This window comes from Streptomyces sp. NPDC107454 (assembly GCF_055582885.1).
Window position 1 is genome coordinate 1 of sequence record NZ_JBVJPA010000027.1, and the last position, 19,781, is coordinate 19,781.

Below are 19,781 nucleotides of genomic sequence, written 5' to 3' on the forward strand. Positions count from 1 at the left end.
GCACACCCTGCTTGCTGCGCAAGCAGGGTGACGGTCCGTCCGCTGCGCTCCCGGACCGGCGGGACTATGTCCCGCTACCAGGCTTTCGCTTCGCTCCAGCCTGGCCGGCGGGTCCGCTGCGCTCCCCCGCATAACGGTCCTTCCGGCTGCGCCTCCAGAACCGTTGAGGCCCGCTGCCGCGGGCCAGGCTGGCTGCTAGGGGTGGGGATCGCTCGTGCGGGGTTTCAGTGTACTGCGTGTATCAACGTGATGCAGCATGTACCGATGACCAAAAAGCGGCACACCCCCGAGCCAATCCGAGTGAGGTGTCATCTTTCAATGCTAGGTCTGCGTCAGATTCGGTTCCCATCACTCACGCGACGAATGAAAAATTACGCATGCCGCAGCTACTGTAAATTTTTAGGTGACCTCGACTTGGCTCGACCATTCCTCAATGGTGCACTCACTAATATCGAGCGAACCTTGCTGTGCCGAGAAGGACCAGTCGGCAGTGAAGGAGAAGGTACCGGTAACTGCGGCTTCTCCTTGACGGTCTTGAATGCCGTCTCCATTCAGGGATTCTTGAACCAGTGAAGCCCCGAGATAGGCATCGAATTTTCCCTGAAATGTGAACTCCAAGACAGGTTCGTAGCGTTGGTAGTCGATCGTCTCGATGGTCACCTGGAGGCGGAATATCTCGGCTGGGCCCGCGTTGATACGCGTCGGTTCGGTGATGCTCTCAAAATCGTGACGTACACGGTTCTGAAGGAGTTCGATCAGGTCGTGCACTCGGGGCTGCAGCAGGTCTTCCAGCTGGAATCCGCATACGTCCTGGAGGATTGACATGGCAGTGCGCCCCCGGGCAAGCAGGGACAGGCCGACGTCTGGGATGAAAATGTCGTGGAAATCATCGGGGTGCATTTCATCGAGGATGACCTCATGGTAAGTAACGAAATCCGCTTTTCCCTCGCCTAGCAGTGCGAGCTTCTGGACAATCGCCGGAGCGTAAGTCTCGAAGGCTTCCCGTGTTTTGGTCTGCGCCAGATCTGCCGCGATGGAGCGGAGCAGGTGCTTGGAGAGTTGTGTACCCGACCCGAATTTTTTGCATGCGGCAATCACGTCCGAGCGCAGTTTTGCAGCTTTGCTGAGCGCCAGGAGCATGACGCCCGCACCTTCGAATGTCTGGTTGCTCTTGTCTCGGTTGCACTTGGAGCAGATGGGAGCGAGGTTTTCGGGACTGTGAAGGTCGAAGCTGGAAGTCAGGTTGTACTGTTTCTTGGCAACTCTGAGTTCTGTGGCGGAGGAGCTCTGAGGGATGAGATGATCGATCTGTGTGTCGGTGAAATCTTTTGGTCGGCCACACATGTAACAGCGGTACTGCCACTGCTCGAGCAAAATCATTTTCAGAACTGAGTTGTCGCCACCGTTGCGGTAACGCACGTCTGCACGCGTCATGGAGCCTCCTGCATGATCGCCCCGCTACGGAGGCACCTGACCCAGAGACTGCTTCAGCCCCGTTCGCGGTTCCACATCCCCCGCCCCTCAGGCTGTTTGAGCAATGGCGCTGCCGAAGACCTGGTCGAATGGGTGGGCTTGCTCAGTACGGATGAGGTGGTAGGCGCCGCTGTGGTGGCGGAGTGCGTGCACGGTGTAGTGGAGGACCTCGGCAGGGGTGAGTACTTTCATGTCGCCCAGGACGTAGTACAGCGGTGTAGGCGCGTGGGTGGCCGTGAAGAGCAGGCCGGCGTTCACGGTGGCGGAGCTGATCGCGTATCGGTCGCTGTGTGTGCTGGGCATGCGGTCTTTGGCGTCGATGGTGACCAGCTCGGCTCCGCGGGCGGCGATCAGGTCCGGGAATTGCCGCAGGGCTGAGTGGGTGCGGCGCAGGGCGTCCTGGATGGCGGTGGGATAGGTGGCTTGGCCGCAGGATTGAACGGTCCACCCCCGATGCTGCAGGGCTTGCGCGACCCGTTGCTCATGCCTGTCTCCTACGTCCTTGCGGTCTGGCCAGCGCGGCACTGCTCCCCCTTGGGCGTATCTCCGGATCGTGAGTGATACGAAGTCAATCCTCTTCGTGCTATGACGATAACGGCTAGGATCTCTCCATGGCGGCATACGTTGACCCACGCTTTCGTCCCACGCTCTGGCCCGGGACTCCAGTCCCGGCACCGCAGTTGACCCCCGTGACGGGAGTCCGTGTCGAGGGAGACTGGATCGTCTGGGACGTACAGGACCCGTCGTCCGTGCGGGAGACGGCGCCCCTTCCCGACGACTTCTACCTCCGCGAACTGCTAGAGCTCAAACCCGACGATCTGTCGACCCTGGCCCGCTGGATCGGGAGCTACGGGATGTTCTGCTCGTTCGGCGGCGGTCTCGATGACGCGAACTGGAGCCTTGAAGAGCAGGACGAGGTCCGAGAATTGGCGGATCGGGAGAACGAGCACACGGGCGGCTTCGGCATCCACCGCGACCTGTTCAAGATCTACATCCGGGAAGCCCAGGCGGCCATCACGACCTGGCTCGCATGTAGCCGCGAAGGCGGGATCGATGAGCTTGTCGAGCCCGAGGTCACCGAAGCCGAGCTCGCTCGGCTCCGGGCCCAAAACGCTCACCGGGACGACGGATGGCCCCAAAGCCTCGAGGTGCTACGCGGGTTTCTGCTCTGGACGCGGCTCAGCCAGCTGAAGGGCGCGATGCAGGCAGCACTGAAGCCGTTCAGCATCGGCATCGGCAGCCTCGCCGACCGCCACCCGACCATCTACTCGGTGGCCTTCCTCCAGCTCTACAACCACATGGCCGAAGGCGCGACCGTACGCGAGTGCGCCAACGAAACCTGCCAGCTCCCCTTCGTCCGCCAGCGCGGCCGCGCCGAGTACGGCCAGCACCGCACTAGCGGCATCAAGTACTGCACCCGCGAATGCGCCCGCTCCCAAGCACAGCGCGAACTACGACGCCGCCGCAAGCTGCTGACCCACCCGCCAACACCCACAACAGCCGCACCTCGACCAGCGGCCGACGCCCCGCAAGGAGCCTGAGGTGATCAATCTTCGAGAACACCAGGTCGCCCAGAAGGCCAGTTTCCGCAAGTGGGTCGGATTCCCCGCAAGGTCATCCGTGCCCCCTCACGGGGCACGAGGCACGATCGTTTCCGCGACCGGATCAGGGAAGACATTTACTGCGGCTGCCTGCGCGTTGGAGTGCTTCTCGGACGGACGAATCCTCGTGACCGTGCCGACCCTGGACTTGCTCGCGCAGACCGCCCAGGCGTGGCGTCTGGTCGGTCACCGGGCCCCGATGGTCGCGGTTTGCTCGCTGGAGAACGACGCGGTCCTTAACTCGCTGGGCGTGCGGACCACCACCAACCCGATCCAGCTCGCCCTGTGGGCCGGGCACGGGCCGGTCATCATGTTCGCCACGTACGCCTCTCTCGTGGACCGCGAGGACATCGACGCACCCGTGGGCCAACGGAAGGTGCGCGGGCCGTTGGAGGCCGCTTTGGCGGGCGGGGAGCGCCTGTACGGCCAGCGCATGGACGGCTTCGACCTCGCGATCGTCGATGAGGCCCACGGAACCGCTGGTGATCTTGGCCGTCCGTGGGCAGCGATCCACGACAACCAGCGGATCCCGGCGGACTTCCGGCTCTACCTGACCGCGACCCCGCGCATCCTCGCCGCGGCCCGCCCGCAGAAGGGCGCCGACGGCCAGGAGGCGGAGATCGCGACGATGTCGGACGACCCGGAGGGCACCTACGGCGCGTGGCTCGCAGAGCTCGGTCTGAGCGAGGCCATCGAACGCGAAGTCCTCGCCGGATTCGAGATCGACGTCCTGGAGATCCGCGACCCCTCACCGGTCCTCAGGGAGTCGGAGGAGGCCCAGCGGGGCCGGCGTCTGGCCCTGTTGCAGACCGCGCTCCTGGAACACGCCGCCGCGTACAACCTGCGTACGGTCATGACGTTCCACCAGAAGGTCGAAGAGGCCCGCGCGTTCGCGGACAAGCTGCCCGAGACCGCTGCCGCGCTGTACCTGAACGACGCCACAGGCGCCGACCTGGCCGCCGCCGACAAGCTCCCCGCATCCTCCATCGCCGCGGCCTTCTACGAACTGGAGGCCGGCCGCCACGTACCCCCGGACCGGGTGTGGTCGGCCTGGCTGTGCGGCGACCACCTCGTAGCCGAACGCCGGGAAGTGCTGCGCCAGTTCGCCAACGGCATCGACGCGGCCGGACGCCGGGTCCACCGCGCCTTCCTCGCCAGCGTTCGCGTCCTCGGGGAGGGCGTGGACATCACCGGCGAGCGGGGAGTCGAGGCCGTCTGCTTCGCCGACACCCGCGGCTCCCAGGTGGAGATCGTGCAGAACATCGGCCGCGCACTTCGCCTCAACAAGGACGGCTCCACCAAGGTCGCCAGGATCATCCTCCCGGTCTTCCTAGAGCCGAACGAGGACCCGACCGACATGGTCGCCAGCGCCAGCTTCCGCCCCCTTGTAGCGGTCCTCCAGGGCCTGCGCTCGCACGATGAACGACTCGTCGAGCAGCTCGCCTCCCGCGCCCTCACCAGCGGCAAGCGCAAGCTCCACGTTCAGCGTGACGAGGACGGTCGGATCGTCGAGGCCGGCAGAGAGGGTGAGGACCAGGAGCAGGACGGCACCGACGCTGGTGCCGAGTCCGCGCTGCTGCACTTCTCCAGTCCGCGCGACGCGGCAACGATCGCGGCGTTCCTGCGGACCCGGGTGTACCGGCCGGAGTCACTGGTGTGGCTGGAGGGCTACCAGGCCCTCCAGCGCTGGCGGAAGGAGAACGAGATCACCGGCCTCTACGCAGTCCCCTACGACACTGAGGTCCAGGTCGGCGTCACCAAGGACTTCCCTCTCGGGCGGTGGGTGCACCAGCAGCGCAAGGCGCTGCGAGCCGGGGAACTGGAGGAACGGCGCAAGACACTGCTGGACGCCCCGGAGGCCGGGATGCTCTGGGAGCCGGGCGAGGAAGCGTGGGAAGCCAAGCTGGCCGCGCTCCGCTCGTACCGGCGGGCGACCGGGCACCTCGCACCCCGGCAGGACGCGGTGTGGGGCGAGGGCGAGGCAATGGTGCCCATCGGGCAGCACCTCGCCAACCTGCGCCGCAAGGGCGGCCTGGGCAAGGACCCGCAGCGGGCCGCCATGCGCGCGGCGCAGCTCACCGAGATCGACCAAGACTGGAACTGCCCCTGGCCGCTCGACTGGCAACGCCACTACCGGGCGCTCGCCGACCTGGTCGACGCCGACGGCCAACTGCCCAACATCGCACCTGGCGTACTCATGGACGGCGACGACATCGGCAAATGGCTCCAGCAGCAGAAGCAGCCGGCCATCTGGGCGCGACTCCTGCCCGAACAACAGGAGAGGCTGTCCCAACTGGGCATCACACCCGCTGAGACACGGCCTCCCGCACCGGCCGCCAAGGGTACGGCGAAGGGTCCGAGCAAGGCGCAACAAGCGTTCCAGCGAGGCCTGACGGCCCTCGCGCAGTGGGTAGAGCGGGAAGGCACGGACCGGGCGGTCCCCCGCGGCCACAGCGAGGAAATCACGGTCGCCGGCGAAACGGAGCCGGTGATCGTGAAGCTGGGTGTATGGGTCTCGAACACCAAATCGAGGCGGGACAAGCTCGCCCAGGACCAGCTGGCCGCCCTGCGGGAGCTGGGCGTGGAGTGGGCATGACGCCGCTTCCGTCCGGCCGTGAGCCGGACCGCACGGGGCCCTGGGCGAAAAACGTCTGGGGCTCCGTGCTGTTTTCGTTATGACATTTCGTGGGGAAGAGTGCGGTTTCCTGGGACCCTCATGACAACCGCCCATCGATCCAGCTGTCTGGAATCGGAGGCGGGGATGTGTTCGATCCACATGTTGTCCCGCAGGTTGGGAAGCCACTGGGGCTTCGGTGTGAGGTCTAGAACGGCAAGCATGCCGAGTGTGACTCCTGCGGCTTGGTAGGCCACCGTTTGCCCCAAATAGCGCTTGAGGTCTGCAGGTTCCGCCTTCCTGAGTTCGCGCTTGCACTCGATCACGATGCTGAATCCTGGGAAGATCACCAGGATGTCGGCGCGGCCTCCGCTGCGGTCGATGGTTTCCATCTGTACTTCGAAGCAGGCGCTGTCGAGGTAGTCGTGCAGATCTTCCTGTAGCTCGATCTCCAGCGGGAGCTTCTCTCCAGGCTTGGGCGCGAAGAGGTAGGCAGTCTTCTTCGTGTGCTTGTCACGGCCGCGGTTCGTCCTGTTCGCCAGGAATCGGATTGTCGCGGTGACGAGGCGGATGAAGTGCTCCCGTACCGAAAAGGACTGAAAGTCCGGGCAAGGTTGCAGTCCTCTGATGACCTCGTTGAAGAGGTCTTGCTCTGCTTTGGGCAGTGTCTTGATGTGACTGCTGTATGCGTCGGTGAGCTGCTCACGTAGGCCGTTGAGTGTGTCGGGAGGCAGGGCCGCTAGAACCTGTCTACCAAGTTCGGCGGCCAAGTCGTCGGCCGCTCGGTCTTTTCCCGGGCCGTCCTCAGGTTCTTCAGGCGGAAGCCCGAGCCGGGACTCGACTGCTGACCGGAGTTCCTCGGCAGCCTGCCTGTCCCAGTCGGGTGGAGCGTCGGCGAGCAGCGCGTGCACGTGCAGTAGGAGTCCTTCGCGGGCGGCAAAGGCATCTTCGATGCGGGGAGCTACGAGGAGTTGCAGCGCAGGGGCGTCGCCGGTTGGGGTGAGGCGTACGGAGCGGTGAGCGGTGTAGGCAGCGAGGATGTGCTGGATCGTCTGGCTTGGCCAGGTGGGGAGGGGTGAATCGAGGTGGGCGGCGGCGTGCTCGAGATCGGCGCTGAGGGTGTACCACGCTGCTTCGGTGTCGTAGCGGCCATCTCGCCAGCCTGTTCGGAGACCGGTGAGCCAGAGCGCGTGTTCAGAGGTGGAGCGGCGTAGTTGCGCTGCCTCGGTGCTGAGGGCTTCGTTGTCGTTGGCTTCGAACGCTAGGACGGCGTTGATTGCGGCCCGGTATGCGGTGGCGTCCGGGCGATCCTCGTCGGAGTTGATGGCTTCGGTGAAGTGGGTGCGGCTGGTGGTGAGCTGGGTGAGGAGGCTTGAGCGGTCTGCGGCGTTGAATGCGTCGGAGAGGTGGCACATAGCCAGCTCGAAGGCAGCGTCGGACCGTAGAACCGGTATGTCAAGGAATGCGTGGAGTGCGTTAGTCAGGTCTGCGTCGCGCCATTGTTCATAGCCTGCTCCGAGCGCCCGTACGACTTGGCGTGCGTACCCGATGGGTGCGGAGGGGGCTTGTGGGTCAGTGAGGACGTCAAGGACTCCGTAGCGCTTGACGGCTCCTCCGGCGAGTGCCAGGCGGAGTGCGGTTTCAAGGAAGAGGCCTGCGGTCTCGGCTTCGAGGGCCGTGGCGTGGGGCTCGGTCCGGCGTAGGGCGATTCGATTCAGCGCGGTGGAGTGGTCCCTCAGGTACCTGGGGTGGTCGCACAGTCGGTCAAGGAGGTCTCCGACGACGCCCGGCCGGTTCTCCGCCGTGAGTGTTTCGGCGATGAAGGCTGCGGCGCGGTCTGGGCTGTTGAGGCAGTCCCAGGCAGCAAGGAGAGTCTCGGCGGCGCGGAACCACAGTCGAGAGGTGGAAAGTTCATCTGCCTGGGCAAAGAATCGGTCTTCGCCGCCGAAGTCTTCGAGTGTGGGGGCGTCTCCGCGGCGAGCTAGGAGTGTCTCGAGCGGCGTCACGGGGGCCCTCCTTATCGTGCGGCGGCCTGCGAGGAATGACGCGTTAACGCGTCGACGGAGTAATGGTCACCACATGAAAACCCCTGCTTCAGCGATCTTCGCGCGGTCGGCAGGGATGACCGTACGGGCGAGTTCACGGTTGGCCGTAGCGGCAATGATCTGCAGCCCGTCGGTCTCTTCGCAGATCGCCCGAAGTTGCTGCAGTGTCTCGGCAAGGTCGGTCGGGATCATTTCCTGGGCGCCGGCCGAGTCGATGAGGAAGAGGCCGGGATGACGGCCGCCGTGCTGCTGGCCGACGCGGAGGAGGGCCAGCAGCGTGGCCATGCGCAGACGCAGCTGTTCGCCCTCGGTCACCTTCTGGAACCAGGACGGTCCATCGTCCAACTGGAGCTTCATGGGACCGTTTGCCTGCAGCTTTACGCCCTGAAGGTTGTCGTATCCCAGTCGGACGGCGAGGTCGAAGATTTCGCTGCTGACCCGGTCCATGATGGGCTTACTCGCCTTTCCGGCGCGCACGTCGGCTTCTTTGTACGCAGCCTCCAGGATCTTCTCCTCTGGGGCCGGCGGCGTTGTTCCTCCCGCGCGAGCGTGGGTGGCTTCGCGTTCTTTCAGGGCGCCGCGCAGACGTTCCAGGTCAAGCTGGCGTCGCAGAACAGAGGCATCCGGTAGTGCTGCTTGGGCAGCGGCCATCGCACGGCGGGCCGCGTCGAGCTGAGCTTCGGCCTCTTTCCGTTCCTTCTCCGCGCGCCGCAGCGCTGTGCGCATCCGGGCGTCCGCAGCGGCCAGAGAGGCGATGTTCTCACTCAGCTGGTCGATAGCTGTGGTGTCCTCCGGAGCATCCTCAGGAGGTGTGCTGCCGCAGACGGAGCAGTGGTCCGCAGCCTGGTCGCCGCGCGCCTGAGCAAGGTCAGCGACGGGGGTGGTGCAACGCGGGCAACACGTCGGGGCGAGAGCCCCGAAGTAGCGCTTGGCTGCCGTGTTCTCCTTCATGTCGCGTAGCCGCTTCCGGTCTTCCACGAGTGTCTGGTGCAGCTCGGTGTAGTTCTGCTGGACGGTTAGCTGCACCTGTACGGCAGTGGCATGGCGTCCCGCGCAGGACGCAACGTGGGCCGCGGCTTGCTCGATGGCCAAGGCTTGGTCTTCCAGGGCGGGAGCGGCGCCAGTGTTGGCGAGGGCCGCCTCGGCAACAGTGATCTCATCCTTGAGCTGTTGCAGGGAGCTCGCACGGGCCTGGGTGTCTTCGGTGGCCCGACGCTTCTCGCCCCGCTGCTGCTGCCGGACTGTTTTCAGGGCGGTCTCAGCGTCCCGGCGTGTGCTGGTCCAGGGAAGGCCGATGAACATCTGCAGCAGGCTGACGACGGATCCGTTCTCGCTGGTCTCTCCGAGCAGGACTTCAGCGTTGCGGTTGCGGCAGATCAGTGCGTGGCTGAACAGCGCCCAGTCGGTGACGGTGGCCTTGCCGTCTTCTTCGCCTTTGACGTCGGAGTGCCACCCTCGGAGAATCTCCAGGTTGAGACGGTCCATCATGAACTGGCTCATCACGGAGGCGAACTCGGCTTCGCCGGCGAAGCCGATACTGGGGGTGGTCTTTCCGGTCTCCAGGCGTCCGGTCGGTACGCCGTCCTTGTGCTGGAACTCCACGCCGAAGGGCTCACCGTCGATGTGGCCTTCGAGCCGAACGTGGGAGATCCATCTGCGTGCGGTGTCCTGCAGCCGTTTGTTCTTGCCTCGCAGGCACCACCAGATCACTTCCAAGACTGTGCTTTTGCCTTTGAGGTTGTCGCCGGCCAGGCACCACAACCCGTCGCTAAGCCGCCAACTGAAGCGGAAGTCGTCAGTGAACTTGCCTGCCTTGGTTCCTGAGAACTCGATCGAGGTCAATGCAAGGCGGTGCGGTCGCGGCAGCACGCCGCTCTCCCGTACCCGGTGATGCTGGAGCACTGCTACGGCCTCCGCGACGTCCACACCGGCACGGCGGGCAACGGCCTCGGTGAAGTTACTCATGCGCTCCCCTCGCTCACCTTGCTCTGCAGCGCTGCCAAACGGGCCCGGACGTGCGGGAGGATGCCAGCGATGTCAGCGCCCATGTGGGTTCGTTCGTACTCACCCTGCGCGTACTGGAGCTCCTTCAGGGCACTGCCGCTGCGGTCCCCGGCCAGTACCAGCACCAGTGCGGCGCGTTCGTCGTACCAAGACAGATCCGGCTCCTGCGAGCGCATCTCCTGTGCGTCCCGTCGGCCCGCCGGCAGCAAGCAGTAATCCCAGCGGTCGATGTCGGGCGCTGTCCCGATGGCGTCGATACCGATCAGTCCATGCGCGACCAGCAAGGCCAGAGCGTCATCGAGGGACTCGTAGGCGCCATAGCGCCAGCGGATCATGGGATAGGACTCGAGATCCGGCTCATCGCCTTCCAGCAATGCAGCCGCCCTGTCGACCGGGCTGACTCCCGGAACGCTCCGGCCGACCTCCGCGGCGTTCAACAGTTCATCGGCAAGGTAATCGGGGTTGCGGAGCCAGAAGTCGAGCGCCTGGAGCTTCTTCTGCCCGCGTAGCACCGCCACTGCGTCCGGATGGGCCGGGCACCCGCTATCCGGGTGCGGACAGTGATCCAACAGGAAGAGGATGCGCACAGCATCCTGAACGCGGCTCGCCCTCCGTGTGCGTACCTCCACGCCGTCCGATGTCATACGCCCCCCCCCGCCGATCTCGCTTCCATCGCCCCGTAGACGAGTAGCACGAATCATCACTCCTGCGTAAGTGATCCAGCACAATCCGCAGTCGTAGCCGCGTTGACGGCGGCGAGGCGCGGCGGCCTCGGCCGACGCGCAACCGGCTGAGCGCGCAACCGATCCCCGACCGCGGCCGCGCCGCCCATCCCGCCCGCCCCTTCCTCCTTCACTCCAGCCAAGGGACATGGGCAGAGCAGCCGCAACGGGGATGTCAGCCATCCGACCACGGCAAAACGACGTGGTGACCTGCGCGGACATGGAGACGGTCCTGGGGGCCGCGCAACACCTAGCGCAACCCTTGGCGCAACCTCCAGCGCAACGAATAGGCGCAATCTCCAGCGCAACCTCGTGCTCCTGATTGACCGGGGCGGCCGGTCACGTGGCCCGGACGGCTCCGTGGGCGCGGGCGAGGTGGCGCAGCTCGGACCGGGCCGCCGGCACTGAGGGGCGGTCTCCCAGTAGGGGTGCCACCACCGCCGTACGGACAGGAGCAGCAGGCGGCGGCGCAGGGCGGTGGTGTCGCGGGGGCGGGGTGCGGCCACTGCTTGGTAGGTGGCGTTCCAAGCGGCTTGCGTCTGCACCAGGTCGTCGGGGCTCTGGCGCAAACGAAGTCGCAGCCGGGGTACGTCGGTGAATCCGGTTGACCGCCCTGCGGCTCGACGCAGATCCTCACAGAAGTAGCCAGGACGACGGAGGCCCCCAGTGCGCGACGACGGCAAGGACTTTCACTTCCCGCCCCTTACCAACGGGCTCGACTTCCTCGTCAGTGCTGTCACCTTCCTCGCGGCTGAAGGCAGCCCCGTCCCCCGCGAGCTGAAGTACGCCACCCTTCATCTCCAGTGCGCAGCCGAGACCCTGTTCAAGGCGCGCCTCGAGATGTACAAGCCTGACCTCGTATGGACCAAGCCCACGGAGTACGACAAGGGCAAGCACCAGAGCGGCGATTTCACCAGCTGCGGCATCAAAGATGCGATCAAGCGTCTCAACGCTCTCGCCCAGGACGGAACCATCACGCTCAGCACCACCCTCGACCCCGCCAGCAGCGACTTGAAGGACCTCGGCAATCTCCGGAACCGGCTCATGCACTTCGGCTGGCGCGACACCACCGTAGCCGTGAAGACCCGTACCCTCCCCGTCCTGACCCTGCTCTTCGACTTCGTGAACCACGACGTCCTGCCGTACACCGCGGACTGGGAGGCAGCACGGCAGATGGACGAAGTCCGCGGCCAGTTGAAACACCTCACCGACTTCGTCACCCAGCGACAGAAGTCCATATCCGGCCAGCTCGCCGGCCATGAACACTCCACCACCGCATGCCGCTCCTGCGGGCAGTACGCCGTGGTCCTCGACGGCGGCGCCCACGACCTGAAGTGCTTCTTCTGCGACAAGGCGTACGGCACCGGAGATGAAGCAGCCTGGGAGTTCACCGGCGAGAACCGGCACATCACCATCAAGCAGGGTGGCAACGACCTGGCCACCTGCCCGGCCTGCGCCGCCTCGGCCATTGTTCCGGTGCGCACCCTGGGCTATCCCGCCGCAGACTCGTACATCTGCTTCGGGTGCGGCAGCGACTGGGAAGGGATCTGCGAGTGGTGTGGGAACGGCGGGTACATAGTCCCGGAAGCGGACATGTGCGATGAATGCTACGACATACGCCTCGCCAACTTTTGAGGTCCAGGCCCGGCCTGCTCGACGGGTACCAGGCATCGCCCGCGATGCGGTCTCTTGGTGCTCAGGTCGTCGGTGGTCTGGATACGGCCGGTCATCGCCCATTCATGCGGCAGGCACGGGCGCTGTCTTGGGCGGGGGTGAGCTCCTCACGGATGGCTTCGTCCCCATCGCGGGGCCGGTCTGCTTCAGGGCGCCGAACTTGCGCAGCGCCTTCGTCGGCGCGCGGACGATCCGCTACGCCTCGCGTACGGCGGCCGCGGCTTCGGCGGCGAGCTCGGCCTGGGCGACGCTGTCGGTGGTCGTGATAGCTGTGGTGCAGGCATTTTCCGGACGTTGTCTGCAGGCCCCGGCGGATCACCGCCCAGTTGGGCAGACTGGTGAGCCGGTGCACGCCAGCTGGAACTGGGGGGAACACGTGATCGTCAGGCACTTCCTGGGCAAGGACGACGAACTGGCCCGGCACCTTGTTCAGGAACTCAACACCCCACTGGACTGGCCGGAAGAGGGACTGAGTACTGGGCACGTTGCGAGGATCGCGTCTGCCGCGGCCTGCGACGTCTCTTACGATCAAGCGGCCAACGGACATCTGGCCGACCTCTTTGCCGCGCTTCCCTTGCCAGGCACGCCCGATGGTGCTGAGTTCTGGCGTTCCTTGGGGCAGGCGGGAGGTGACGCCGCTCTCTACATCGATCCCGGCAACGCGGGTGGTCCGTTCTTCGAGCGCATTCTTGAAAGCAACGAGGGAGGCATCGCAGACCGCGTACTCAGCTTTCTGGGAGAACTCTCCGACCAACAGCGCGACGCTGTAGCCGACGTGCTCGGTGACGCATTGGCGCGTGACACGTTCACCGGCGGAAGTCGGTACCTGGGGCGGCTGTGGCTGCGCGACGCTGAGACCAGTGCCTGGCACGTTCTACTCGCCAGCCGGCGGACGGACGACCGCACACGCTTCCTCGAAGCCTGGGGCAACGCCTGAGCAGACTGGGCGATGAGTGGGCGCGGGCCGTGCCGAACACGTCGTCGAGTCGTAGACGGTGCCCGGGACGGCGTCGGCGAGCAGCTGGTGGACACAACTCCCAGTCCGCGAGCTCCGCCGGGCCCCGGACATCGTCGGCCGGGTCCTCGTGCCGGGACGCCTGCCGGGCATCGAGCCGCGCTTCCTCGAGGGCCGCCGCAACAGCGCCGGCGTCCATGCCCTTGGCCCGGCGCCGTACGACCCGGCGGCCGATGCGGGCCGGATCGGTCGGCTCGCGGGGCCCGGTGACGGCGGGGCAGGGTGAGCGGTCGGCGGGTACCGCCGTCGGGCAGCCATATCCTGGTCGTCTTCGACCTCGCATTCGTGGTGAGAAATCAGAGCGGACCGCCGCCAGAACGCTTCTGAGGCGACCCGCCGGATTTCTTTATAGCAGGCTGGAATTCGACTGCGTCAGAACAGGAAATCCACTCCACAGCTTGAACGTGCGTAAAAATCCGCACGCAGACCATGGGCGCGAGTGCCCCACTCAGTGAAATACGACTCGCTGATGGCCTCCGCGACGAGGGGATGCAGGTCTTCCTCCGTCGCTCCGGCCTCCTGAAGGTCCAGGATCTGCTGCACGGAGGTGGGCGAGATCGGGGTGGTGATGGTGCGTGTACGGCCGTTGTCGGAGCTGCCCGAGGCGATGAACCCGAAGTAGGCCGTCACCTCCACCATCATCCTGCTGGAGGTCGACGCCTTTTTCCGAGTCTGATCCCTGACCTGCGGTTTCCCCTTGCATTGAGTCTCCTCGACCAGGGCGGCCTGCAGGCGCTTTTGCGGGGTCTTCAGCGTTCCGGAGCGGTAGCGCTCGATGGTGCGGCGTGAGATGCCCAGGCGCTCCGTCAGGACTTTGGTCGAGCCCTGCGCCCGCGTGAGGAGGAATTTCATCTGGGCTGTTGCGGATTTCGGCGCGGGACGGGTAAAAGCTCTCCTGTTCTCAGATCCCGTGTCATTTTCTCAGTCGCGGTGTCATGTGACTGGCCGAACTGGCACGGGATTGAGAATCGCTGGCCACTGCCGTCACTCGTTTGAGGACTCCGTTGCCAGCGGGATACCGCACCGCGGGCAGCCGTTTGCGTGGTCGTCCGGGCAGACGTAGCCGATGGCACCGTCCACGCACCATTCGGCGGCCTCCTCGGACAGCAGGTCGGGCCCGGCATGGAGCAGCCGACGAAATTCCGTGGTGTCCGCAATGTCGGCCGGGCGGTTGGTGAACCAATCGTCGAACCAAGGCTTGTCCCGGTGCATGCGCCAGTGCGCATTCTCCCGGTCGTCGACAGCCGTAAGGAACCGATCGACGATGCGCCCCCAACTCGGAGCTCCGAACCAGCCGTTGTCGGACGCGCAGAAGGATTCGATCAGGGTTCGCAGGCCGAACTCCTTCTCGTGAAGGCAGTACCTTCGCCCCCATGAGATCGCGACCTGTGCCATCTCCGCGAGTTCTTCTCGCGGATCAACCTCGTGCGCCGGGTCGTCAGGGTTGTGGCAGGACAGCCCAAGCTCGAGCACAGACTGCGCGGTCGGTAGAACCCGAGACGGGTTGACGATCGCGAGACCGACAGCGATCCAGTCGACATAGTCGAACGACAGCATCGAGCGCACGAGTCGGGTGGTTGCCGTGTTGATCCGCATCATTGTGCCGTCGTGCAGCGGACTCTTCCCGGTATGCCAGTTCTCGACGGGTGTGTTGCGCCACACCGCGAGCGTGATGCGGGTGGCGGCCAGCCACAGCAGGGCGTCGTCGTCGAGGTGCCCGAACCGCTTGGCACACTCCTGGGCGCCGTAGGTGATCAACTCTTCCGGTTTCGGCCACCTGTGGCTGTCGGGCCCTTCAGGCCCTTCAGGCGCGTACTCGTAGTCCTCGGCGTACTCGTCGAGGATCGCGCTCAACTCGGCTGCGCTGTAAGCCTCGCTGTACTCGGAGCTCTCCGGCTCCTCGACGGTGTACATGTCGTGCTCCCAGGAGACGTATACGTCGCCCCAGAGCACGACGTCATCGCACTCGCTGGCGTTGTCCGTCACAACCGGCCTGATGGTGATCGGTGCAGTACGTCCGTCGGTTCGCTCGCCGTCCTTCTCGGCGGCCCATGCAGTGATGACCCCGAGCAGCTTCGGAAGGAGAGGACCGACCTCGGTGATGCTGAACGGCTCGTCGTCGTCATCGGTGTCGAACCGGCTGTTGACGAACGCGACCGCCTCGGAGGGCGTGCTGACGATGGACTGGCTACCACTCTCGTTGTCAACCACTCGCCACAACGCGCTGTTCTTCACGATGCTCTCCGATCGCGGTGAGCGCACCCGGGGCGGGTGCGATGTGCCGGGTCGCTCGGCACTGACTCCGATTATGGGCTGATCAACTGTCCGTAGTCCCGCAGGCGCTTGTCGGCGACGACGCTCGGGACGTTCGTGTGCAACCTGCATCCCCGATCTCTACACGCGCCCCTGGAAGGCGTTTTGTCATGCATGGATCAGGCTTAGGTACTCACCTCGGGTGGTGGCTGGTGGAGGCCGCGGTCGTTGGACACGGCACGTGTGCATGAACATCCGAGCCCCCACGGATACGCAAGCGAGCCCGGACCAACTGGGCCGGGCTCGCGGCCTGTTCGGGGCGGGCTGCTACAGGTCGAACTCGAGGTGTTCGACGTCGGTGAACCGGACCTCTTCCAGGCTGCCGGCGCGGCGGCCGCCGTCCTGGAAGTAGACCTCCTTGAGGGCTCCGGCCGCGATCTCCTGGAGTTCGGTGTCGCTTGCGCCGGCCGCTTGGGCGTCGAAGAGGCGGGCGGCGTAGCGGGGCGGCAGGGCGACGGTCAGGTGCCGGATGCGGTCCTGGTCGGTCGAGCCGATCGGCGCGGTGTAGCCCATGCGGGCGCGGGCGTCGATGACGATGCCGCCGGTCGTCGTGGCCTTCTTGCGGGCCTTAGCCCGGATCTGCGGCTGCCAGCGCTTGATTACCTCGCGCTCCAGGCGGGCGGCGAGGTCGGGGCGCGGCTTCTTGGCTGTGCCCGCTACGTACCGCTCCACCTGCCGCTGGGACATGCCGAGCAGTTCGGCGACCGCTTTCGTGCCGCCGAGCTGCTTGACCATGTACCGCATCTGCGGGCCCGCGGACTTGGGTGCGGGGCGGGTGAACGCCTTTTGCACCGCCTTGTCCAGGCCGTCCCTGAACATGCTCATCGCTTGCCTGCTCCCCTACTCGCCGTTGTCGATGTCGGTGACGGTGCCGTCCTTGATGTACCGGGCGAGGTTGAGCTCCGGGGCGTTGAACCGCTCGCGAACCTCCTCGCCCCACAGCACAGACTGAGTACCTTCGTGCTTGACCAGGCCGGGGTTGACGCCGAGCTTGAAGCCGCCCGGCAGCGGCTTGCCGTCGCGGTAGGGCAGGAAGTCCAGCGGGGAGGGCCCGTCGGCGGCATAGACGACGCAGTCGGACAGGACCGCGACCGGGTACTGGCCGGTGAACGCGGCGTGCTTGATGATCTTGCGGTGCAGGTTGATCCGGGTGCGGGAGATGACTGCCGCGCGGATGTCCGGGCGCCACGTCGGACGCGACAGCGCCCGCCACGGCTCGCCCGGCTTCCAGCCCTCCCCGCGCGGGCGCTCGCGCAGCTTGCCCAGGCCGCCCTTGACCGTGGCCTTGATGGCCGAGACGACGATCGCCAGTTCCGGGTCGCGGTCCTTGTAGCCGTCCATCGCGGTGAGGAAGTCGGCCGGGGAGAGGTCGGCGTGGACGCCGAGGTCGGCCATCGTGGCGAGGTACGCGTCGCGCAGCCGCTGGTACCAGCCGTCCAGATAGCGGCCGTTGTCGTACCGAAGCCAGGCCTCGACCGGCGTGACATCGTAGCCGAGCTCCTGCGCGTAGGCGACGGTTGGCGTCGCGTACCAGGCCGGCCCTTCGGGCCTCTCGCCCTTCGGCGTGAACGGGCTGAGCAGCAGACTCGCGTCCAGGTCTGCCCACTTGTCCTTGCCGACCTTCACCCGGGACAGGTCGACGTGCGAGAGGTCCACCAGCCACGATCCGGGCAGCTTCGCATCGAACACCGGCGCCGTCACGTGCGTCGGTGCGCCCAGGCCGACGATCAGGCCATTGGCGCCGGCGGCGAAGGCCATGTTGACGTCGATGCCCACCATGTGCCGCTGCATGCATTCGGCGTCGGTCATCGGCCGCGCCCAGTCGTAGGCCTCCTCGAACAGCTTCTCCGCCGGACCCCGGACGTGGAAGCGCGGCAGGTCCTTGAGGAGCGGGTGGCCGTCGGGGGCCTCGCACGGCGCCGGGTCGACCGGATCCCTGCCCAGACTGCCGGGGTTGTGCTCGGAGTGCCGCTTGCCGTCGGCGTCCGGCTCGGAGGCCCGGGTCGCAGGGTGCAGGGCGGTCATCAGCTCCAGGCCGGTCACGGCCGTCGATCCGCGGGGCGTCATCACCCGGGAGGCGAACACGCCCAGGACGCGGGCGAGTTCGGCCGGCGCGAGCTGTCCCACCTCGCCCCAGTGCCGGGTGCCCAGCGCGTGCCAGGACGGAATGCACAGCTGCACGCACTGACGGTCCGAGCCTCGCGCGGGGCGGTAGATCCGCGCCCACGGCCCGAACCCGCGCTTGGTCAGCTGCCACTCGGCTCGCACCAGCTGCTTGACGACCTTGTGGCTCTCCGGGATCCGTCCCGCGAGGCGCTCTGCGTCGCCGAGGGTGACGGGCAGGGCATAGCGTTCCAGGGCGGCCTCGGTGAGGACGAGCAGCGGGTCGCCGTCCTTGCCAGGGCCGGACAGCCTCGGCTGGCCGAGCTTCGCTTCCTTCAGGGTCCAGTCCACAAGGGACGGCAGGGACTTGGCGGGCACGTCCAGGATCAGGCCACCCGTGCAGTACGCCAGCACCTGACCGTCCTCGACGTCCACGACCGCCAGCGGCCCGTTCTCGAACTGCGGGTCGGCAACGTACGCCGGGGTACCGGCCGCCTTCGCGTCCGGCATGCGGGACAGCGGCGTCCGGGTCCTCTCTGGGCGGGCAGCCTGACCGGAGCGTTGCGGGACGTCCGGCTTCGCGGTGCCCGGCAGGGCTTGCGGGTCTGTGCCTGCCGGTCCGGAGTGAGTGGGTGCGGCTTGCGGGGAGGACGGGAAGCCAGGCTCGGTGTTGGAAGGCGAGGTGGGCGGCGGGTATCGGTGGGCGAGCCCCTCGAGCAGTCTGCGGTATGCCTCCAGGCGCTCCCCCTTCGGCTCGGCCCGACCCGCCTCCCACGCGGTGATGCTCGGTACGCGCACGCCCAGCGCCTGGGCGACGGCAGCCGGGGTCAGACCGGCCGCCTCCCGCAACCGCACCCGCTCGGTCGGGGCGGGCAGCACGGTGCCAGCGTCGACCGCGGCAAGGAGGGAGTCGACGGCCGAGAACAACTCGTCGGGCTGATGCGTCATCTGCGTTTCTTCCTGCTGCTACCGGACGCCCTGGCGGATCTCTTCGAGCCGCGTCATCAGCCGCTGGTAGCGCTGGGAGGCTGCCTGGGATGAGTTCAGGCCCTGATGGGCGGCGATCTGCCGCCAGTCCATGCCGCGGCGCCGCGCCTCGATGACCACCTGGGTCTCCAGCCGGTCCAGTTCCTCGCGCATGTCTTCGAACAGGCCCAGAGCGGCGCCCACATCGTCCGGGATCACGCCTGACTGCTGCCCGTCGTTACCCTGTTCGCCGACGGCCGCCAGCAGGCGCCCCACGAGCGATGCATCCTGCTCGACACGGCGCGCGGCCGTGGTGTCGTCCCCGGGAGCGGGGGCCAGTGCGGACAGGCGGTCACGGGCCTGCTGACGGGAATCGCGTGGCATACCCTCACCGTACCGCACGCAGGCAATGAAACAACGATTTATTGTTCAGTTGATCCAGGCGGGAGCCGAGCGTGCCAGCTCTGCGTGGACTGATCCGCTTCTACTGCCCCTGCAGCCACGGCGGCTGAGTCCCACGGGCCGGTGCCGGGCACGATACGAAGACTGTGCTGCGGCCCCGCAGCGGTCACCAATCCGGAGCAGGAGGACACCAGTGCCGTTCCCCCGCCCCGGGCTGCCCCGATGTCCCCGTCCCCGCAGGCGGGTGCAGCGCCTGCACAGCGTCGTAGGCAGTGAGGATGCGGTGGTCGCAGTGGCGCAGCAGATGTACCAGGTCTGAGGGGAGTTCAGCATGGTGCACGGCGGTCACGTCCGTGCTCGTGGTGCGGTGCAGGGCCACCAGGTCCGCCCATACGCCCCATCCGATGCGGTGCGCCCGCAGAACGGTCAGCTGACGTACGGCCGCGGCCTTCAGGGCGGCGCGCGCTGAGCATTCCTGCGCGGATGCGCTGCCGCGGGTTGCGCAGGACGGGGCTCGCAGAGGCTGGCCGTCGGCCACCGCGTGCAGGACGTCGTGCCACAGCAGCCGGTCGCCCCCGCTGACGGTGGGGTGGACGGCAACCCGTCCCGCCGCCGGATGATGGGCGGCCAGCACCGTGCGGGTAAAACGCACATCGTCTTCGCGGTCCACGACCACGGTGAAGGGCGAACGCCCCGCCGTGCGCAGCGCCTTGCGGGGCGGACAACGCGGAGAGGCGGCCGGGCCGCACGCCAGCACGTCCACGGCAATCTCACCCAACGAGTTGATCGGGTCCATCAGTCCCACCGCAGTCCGTCCCCCTGCCTTCCACCGCTACTCCCCTGGTACGG

Annotated in this window: 16 protein-coding genes and 1 pseudogene; 5 read left to right on the plus strand and 12 right to left on the minus strand. The window is 66.5% G+C overall.

The genetic code is table 11. The features are described 5' to 3' along the window. Nucleotides 1-399 precede the first annotated feature (399 nt). Together ACZ69M_RS45790 and ACZ69M_RS45795 are read right to left on the minus strand one after the other, a co-directional pair. Nucleotides 400-1,434, minus strand: coding sequence for an HNH endonuclease (locus ACZ69M_RS45790; RefSeq protein ID WP_470059648.1), 1,035 nt, complete (start codon nt 1,432-1,434; stop codon nt 400-402). A gap of 87 nt (nt 1,435-1,521) precedes the next feature. Continuing rightward, entirely contained in the window at nt 1,522-1,998 is a 477-nt protein-coding gene (locus ACZ69M_RS45795) for a PDDEXK family nuclease (RefSeq protein WP_470059650.1), read from the minus strand. A gap of 224 nt (nt 1,999-2,222) precedes the next feature. Between ACZ69M_RS45795 and ACZ69M_RS45800 the strand changes: the two genes are divergently transcribed. Beyond that, nucleotides 2,223-3,014: a hypothetical protein gene (locus ACZ69M_RS45800; RefSeq protein ID WP_470059652.1), complete on the plus strand. Its 792-nt coding sequence runs from the start codon at nt 2,223-2,225 to the stop codon at nt 3,012-3,014. 1 nt (nt 3,015) lies between these two features. Further along, nucleotides 3,016-5,670: a helicase associated domain-containing protein gene (locus tag ACZ69M_RS45805; protein WP_470059654.1), complete on the plus strand. Its 2,655-nt coding sequence runs from the start codon at nt 3,016-3,018 to the stop codon at nt 5,668-5,670. Between the two features lie 77 nt (nt 5,671-5,747). On the opposite strand, the gene ACZ69M_RS45810 is transcribed toward ACZ69M_RS45805, so the two are convergent. The 4 genes and pseudogenes from ACZ69M_RS45810 to ACZ69M_RS45825 form a co-directional block, all read right to left on the minus strand. Then, complete coding sequence (locus ACZ69M_RS45810; protein ID WP_470059655.1) at nt 5,748-7,694, minus strand: hypothetical protein; 1,947 nt, start codon at nt 7,692-7,694, stop codon at nt 5,748-5,750. Between the two features lie 66 nt (nt 7,695-7,760). After that, nucleotides 7,761-9,698, minus strand: coding sequence for an AAA family ATPase (locus ACZ69M_RS45815; RefSeq protein ID WP_470059657.1), 1,938 nt, complete (start codon nt 9,696-9,698; stop codon nt 7,761-7,763). Continuing rightward, nucleotides 9,695-10,324, minus strand: coding sequence for a hypothetical protein (locus ACZ69M_RS45820; RefSeq protein ID WP_470059659.1), 630 nt, complete (start codon nt 10,322-10,324; stop codon nt 9,695-9,697). Before ACZ69M_RS45820 ends, ACZ69M_RS45815 begins: the two co-directional genes overlap by 4 nt. A 474-nt stretch (nt 10,325-10,798) precedes the next feature. Continuing rightward, nucleotides 10,799-11,028, minus strand: a pseudogene (locus ACZ69M_RS45825) (hypothetical protein). Between the two features lie 97 nt (nt 11,029-11,125). Between ACZ69M_RS45825 and ACZ69M_RS45830 the strand changes: the two are divergent. The 3 genes from ACZ69M_RS45830 to ACZ69M_RS45840 all read left to right on the plus strand — a co-directional run bounded on the left by ACZ69M_RS45830 (nt 11,126) and on the right by ACZ69M_RS45840 (nt 13,374). Then, nucleotides 11,126-12,094, plus strand: coding sequence for a hypothetical protein (locus tag ACZ69M_RS45830; protein WP_470059661.1), 969 nt, complete (start codon nt 11,126-11,128; stop codon nt 12,092-12,094). A gap of 199 nt (nt 12,095-12,293) precedes the next feature. After that, nucleotides 12,294-13,070: a hypothetical protein gene (locus ACZ69M_RS45835; protein ID WP_470059663.1), complete on the plus strand. Its 777-nt coding sequence runs from the start codon at nt 12,294-12,296 to the stop codon at nt 13,068-13,070. Between the two features lie 58 nt (nt 13,071-13,128). Then, nucleotides 13,129-13,374, plus strand: coding sequence for a hypothetical protein (locus ACZ69M_RS45840; protein WP_470059665.1), 246 nt, complete (start codon nt 13,129-13,131; stop codon nt 13,372-13,374). A gap of 146 nt (nt 13,375-13,520) precedes the next feature. Here ACZ69M_RS45840 and tpg (ACZ69M_RS45845) read toward each other — a convergent pair whose 3' ends face one another. The 6 genes from tpg (ACZ69M_RS45845) to ACZ69M_RS45870 form a co-directional block, all read right to left on the minus strand. Beyond that, nucleotides 13,521-14,000, minus strand: a complete 480-nt coding sequence (tpg, locus tag ACZ69M_RS45845; RefSeq protein ID WP_470059667.1) for a telomere-protecting terminal protein Tpg — start codon at nt 13,998-14,000, stop codon at nt 13,521-13,523. A 132-nt stretch (nt 14,001-14,132) separates the two neighbouring features. Continuing rightward, nucleotides 14,133-15,383 (minus strand): hypothetical protein, encoded by a 1,251-nt coding sequence (locus ACZ69M_RS45850; protein ID WP_470059668.1) that lies wholly within the window; start codon nt 15,381-15,383, stop codon nt 14,133-14,135. Nucleotides 15,384-15,728: 345 nt separating this feature from the next. Beyond that, a complete protein-coding gene (tpg, locus tag ACZ69M_RS45855; RefSeq protein WP_470059670.1) occupies nt 15,729-16,286 on the minus strand; it encodes a telomere-protecting terminal protein Tpg in 558 nt (185 codons plus the stop codon). 15 nt (nt 16,287-16,301) lie between these two features. Further along, nucleotides 16,302-18,512: a telomere-associated protein Tap gene (gene tap / locus ACZ69M_RS45860; protein ID WP_470059672.1), complete on the minus strand. Its 2,211-nt coding sequence runs from the start codon at nt 18,510-18,512 to the stop codon at nt 16,302-16,304. 18 nt (nt 18,513-18,530) lie between these two features. Next, nucleotides 18,531-18,914 carry a hypothetical protein gene (locus ACZ69M_RS45865; protein ID WP_470059674.1) on the minus strand — a complete coding sequence of 128 codons (384 nt, stop codon included), beginning with the start codon at nt 18,912-18,914 and terminating at the stop codon, nt 18,531-18,533. Between the two features lie 184 nt (nt 18,915-19,098). Then, nucleotides 19,099-19,728: a hypothetical protein gene (locus ACZ69M_RS45870; RefSeq protein ID WP_470059676.1), complete on the minus strand. Its 630-nt coding sequence runs from the start codon at nt 19,726-19,728 to the stop codon at nt 19,099-19,101. Nucleotides 19,729-19,781: the final 53 nt, after the last annotated feature.